Below are 3,833 nucleotides of genomic sequence, written 5' to 3' on the forward strand. Positions count from 1 at the left end.
CCTCCCGCTCACCGACCCCAAGACCGAACCCTCTACCGACCTCGACGACCTAGTTCAAACACGCCAACTTGAGCGGATTTCTTGACGCGGGACACGCGGTCAACAACGTGATCGACGAAGTTACCCGGAAGGTGGGAAGCAGCAATGGCGCCGGACGGCACCGCGCTGGAACGCCGCCGGCGCCCGTACGAGCTACGCGGACGGAGGTTGCCGTGGCGCAGGCGCAGAAAGCCGTCGGCGCTCTTCGTGCCGTCATCCGGACGCTCTTTGCCGCGCCGTCCATAGAAGCCACTCGCCCGGGGGGAACGAACGGGAGTGGCTGTGAAAGTGCGCGGAGCCCGCGCGAGGTGTTTCTCTGTCACACCCGTCAAAACCCCGACAAGAGCGCCAAGCTTGCTGAGTCCGGTGTCAGTGAAGCGCAACACTCTGAAGGTGAGCTACTCGGCCTGATCGGCCGCCAGGCGCTCGACGGCGTAATCACGGTCGGCGCTGCGGCTGCCGCGGACGGGTTGGGATCGCTCGCGGTCCGAGGAGCGACGTCGGTGGGCGGGCGCCTTTTGGCCCCAGCTGTTCGCGGGACGGGGGGCTTCCTTCGAGGAACTGAGGGCAATGCCGGGCTGGTCCCTCAGGGGGTGGCAGACGCGCTTCGAAGACAGACCTTCCGGTCCCCGAGCGAGTTCCGGTCCACGTTCTGGACCGAAGTCAGCAAAGACCCTAAACTGATGAAGAGCTTTAGCCGATCCAACCAGACGCTGATTGAGCGCGGGAATGCCCCATTCGTTGCCCGGACGCAGCAGTTCGGTGGCCGCAGACGCTACGAATTGCATCATCGGGTCCCTGTCGGGCGTGGCGGCGACCCATATGATCCGGACAACATTATTGTCGTGACGCCGCGGTACCACCGCGACGTTTGAACCGGGACTATCACTACGGCGGGCGACGTCCGCGATAGGAAGCATCGGTATGGAGACGAAAGAGTTGATCAAGATCGTCGAGCGGATCCAGTCGGGAGACTACGAGTCCGACGAAGAACTGGACGCTATGGTCGATCTGTTCGTGCGCCACGTCGCGCATCCCGCGGCCTCTGACCTGATTTTTCACCCACAGGTCGATCCTCGGACTGGGCAAGAACCGTCTGCGGCCGAGATTGTGCGTCAGGCGCAGGACTACCGTGCTATCGAGTTGTGAGACCACGAACCTCCGTGCGACGAGTCCAGGCCTGAGAAGTGACCACCGACCTCCCGATTTCCGACGCAGCTTGCGAGGTGTTGGCTGCGGCCGTGACTCGAGTGGGTGACGGCCAAGAGGTACCTTTGACGCTTGAGGACGCACGCGAGGTCCTTCGGTCCGTCGTGCCCGTCCTCGTCGCAAGCATGGTGGCCAGCCCGGAAACAGTTCTCCGCGCTGCAGTGTCATTGTTCGCTCTAAGCCGCTTCGAGGGCGGCCGTGTGTGGCCCGCCGACGAGCCTTTTGACGAGGACACGCCAGAAGGGGGCATGGCGTGGAACCAAGCAAAAGTGGCGCTTGAGGCGGCCCTCATCGGCATCGAGTTCACAGGACGTCAGGCTCACGTCGACCACGAGGGTGCAGATTGACGCCGACGCAGACTTGATCGCGCGAGGCGTGATCGACGGCGCGCGGTGGCACTTCTTCCGGGGCGCATCGCCGGAGATTGAGCAGTATCTGACTACTCGGGCATCCTTCATACGTTCACCCCTGATGGACTACAACTTTTTTGAGACGCTGAGCAGCGTTGAGGCAGAGCGGCATCTCACGCAATTCTTGGACGTGGAGCATCGCGAAGTACGTTTGATGCTTGAGCAACTCGACGGGGCCGAGATTGGCGTTGCTTACTCTCCCGAGTCGATCTTGCACTTCTTCGAGTCTGTCCGAGAGCACGTGACGGTCCACATAGTCGAGCCCCCTGAGGGGACGCCAGCGTGGCTTGTCGAGGCGACAAAACAAGACCATGGCGGATTTCGGGCACTCGACGAGGAGTCACAAATCCTGGCCTTGCGTGCCGCGTTCTACCTCGGCCAAACGCTCGTGAGCACGTACCCCGGGCTCAGTTGGGCGCTCGGAAGGCCCGGCCGAGCCGAGTTTCAGCAGCCGGTCGTCACCGGCCTGCGAAGTGATCTCGACCTCGCACCACTTGCAATCGCCGAGAACATGCTCAAACAGCGAGACGACGATGCCTTCCGGACGAGGGTCACGACGGCCGTCAAGGTCTGGAGGGAGTCTGTGTAGTTGTGTTTGGCGGTCCCATCCAGATCCGGAGCCTGGCCGAGTTGTCCCAGTATCCGGCACGCAACCCGAAGCACGGGTTTCCAGAAGGGACGCAGCAGGACCGCTCGCGGATCCGCAGTGGGCGTTCGCCGCCATTCCCGGGGTCCCGGCGACGAACAGCAGGGCCCGAGGTTGGCGGGCGTCGGGTGTATCAGCGGGACGACCTCATCGACCCGTTGCGAACCAATGCACGCGGTGAATCGAGCATCTCGCTGATGCAGCGCGGGCGTGCGCCGATCGGCGCTGACGGGAACCGATTCAGCTGCACCATCTGACACAGCGCGAACCGGGATCCGTCGCCGAAGTCGCCCAGAGCTTCCACCAGTCGAACAGTTCGGTGCTACACATCAATCCCTCGAATACGATCCCATCGGGGATCGACCGTGGAGCATTCCAACGGTTCAAATCCGACTACTGGAAGAAGCGTGCCGGAGATTTCGAGTAACCCGTGAGCACGGCGATGCGCAGTTACGAGCAAGCGCGTGCGCTCGTCGAGGAACATCTCGACGAGGCTGAGTTTGAGAGCCAGCCGGAGGATCGTGTCGCGCGAGCGGAGCGGGAGCTGGGTGTCAGGTTCCCGCCGTCCTATCGGCAGTTTCTGCTTGACCTTGGCGCGGGCGGCGTCGGGGGCGAAGAGATCTACGGGCTCGTCAACGACGACTTCGAGGATGTACGGCCACCGCAGGCCGTCGGCTTGACGCGCGAGTTTCGGCGCGACGGCCAGGTTTCCGAGGACCTGGTCGTGATCTACAATCTCGGGAAGGGCAGCTACTTCGCGCTTGACACTCGGGCCGCAGGAGACGATGGGGAGGCGCCGGTCGTCGCCTTCACCCCAGGCATTCATAGCGCAGGTGATGAACTGCAAATCGTCGCGCCCGACTTCGGGGCGTTCTTCCTGGAAACGGTGCGAGCCGATCTCGGCTGAGCGACGGATGGCGCCTAGTAGTGCTTGGTAGTTGGGTGAAGGATTGCGTGGCGGTCTGTCGAACGCGGTGGCATGGTTGCCGTTATCAGTCCCGCCGATCGCAGAGCCGAGGAACTCGAGAGCGCAGTGCGCGCCGGTACCGCAGGCGAGGTTCGAGACAGGCTGGAGGCCCCTGAAGTCGTGCTTGACGAGCCCATCCAGCGACACGAAGCGAGTCGTCGGCGTTAGAGCCGGTGCGTCGGCAGACGGCGCCGGCCAGTCAGGACATCGATACGACCGAAGTGAGGGCGGGCGACGCCCATCCCTAAGGTCTAGATTTAGTTAGTTTACGTAATTATCAGATTCCGAAAGAGAGCGGACAAGCTCGTCATACATCGGGAACAACGGGAACGACGAAAAGCCAGTTTCGTTTCCGCGATGACGCTGATCAAGCAGTACTTGATGCGGCCGCATATGCTGATAAAGCCGGGCTCTGGATCAAAAACAAAGCCAAAGTGTTCGTTGAGAATGGTCCGGTTGGCCGACTCGGCCGGAGTCAAGTCGCGTTTTGTGGTGTAGCTCGGTTTCGTGATCGAGAGTGGTTCGTGGTCGGAGGTCGTGGGTCGCGTGGTGCCCGGCCCGC

6 protein-coding genes are annotated in these 3,833 nt (G+C 62.4%); all 6 read left to right on the forward strand.

Annotated elements, in window-relative coordinates; all coding sequences use genetic code 11:
- The first annotated feature begins 212 nt into the window (after nt 1-212).
- The 6 genes from AB0L40_RS27135 (at nt 213) to AB0L40_RS27160 (ending at nt 3,211) form a co-directional block, all read left to right on the forward strand.
- Nucleotides 213-914 carry an HNH endonuclease signature motif containing protein gene (locus AB0L40_RS27135; protein WP_364361821.1) on the forward strand — a complete coding sequence of 234 codons (702 nt, stop codon included), beginning with the start codon at nt 213-215 and terminating at the stop codon, nt 912-914.
- Nucleotides 915-963: 49 nt separating this feature from the next.
- A complete protein-coding gene (locus AB0L40_RS27140) occupies nt 964-1,188 on the forward strand; it encodes a bacteriocin immunity protein (RefSeq protein WP_364361823.1) in 225 nt (74 codons plus the stop codon).
- A gap of 38 nt (nt 1,189-1,226) precedes the next feature.
- Nucleotides 1,227-1,595 carry a hypothetical protein gene (locus tag AB0L40_RS27145; RefSeq protein WP_364361825.1) on the forward strand — a complete coding sequence of 123 codons (369 nt, stop codon included), beginning with the start codon at nt 1,227-1,229 and terminating at the stop codon, nt 1,593-1,595.
- Nucleotides 1,585-2,247 carry a hypothetical protein gene (locus AB0L40_RS27150; RefSeq protein WP_364361827.1) on the forward strand — a complete coding sequence of 221 codons (663 nt, stop codon included), beginning with the start codon at nt 1,585-1,587 and terminating at the stop codon, nt 2,245-2,247. Before AB0L40_RS27145 ends, AB0L40_RS27150 begins: the two co-directional genes overlap by 11 nt.
- Nucleotides 2,248-2,557: 310 nt before the next feature.
- Nucleotides 2,558-2,731 carry an HNH/ENDO VII family nuclease gene (locus AB0L40_RS27155; protein WP_364361831.1) on the forward strand — a complete coding sequence of 58 codons (174 nt, stop codon included), beginning with the start codon at nt 2,558-2,560 and terminating at the stop codon, nt 2,729-2,731.
- 3 nt (nt 2,732-2,734) lie between these two features.
- Nucleotides 2,735-3,211 carry an SMI1/KNR4 family protein gene (locus AB0L40_RS27160; RefSeq protein ID WP_364361829.1) on the forward strand — a complete coding sequence of 159 codons (477 nt, stop codon included), beginning with the start codon at nt 2,735-2,737 and terminating at the stop codon, nt 3,209-3,211.
- Nucleotides 3,212-3,833 lie beyond the last annotated feature (622 nt).

This window comes from Patulibacter sp. NPDC049589, assembly GCF_040675535.1.
Classification (GTDB): domain Bacteria; phylum Actinomycetota; class Thermoleophilia; order Solirubrobacterales; family Solirubrobacteraceae; genus Patulibacter.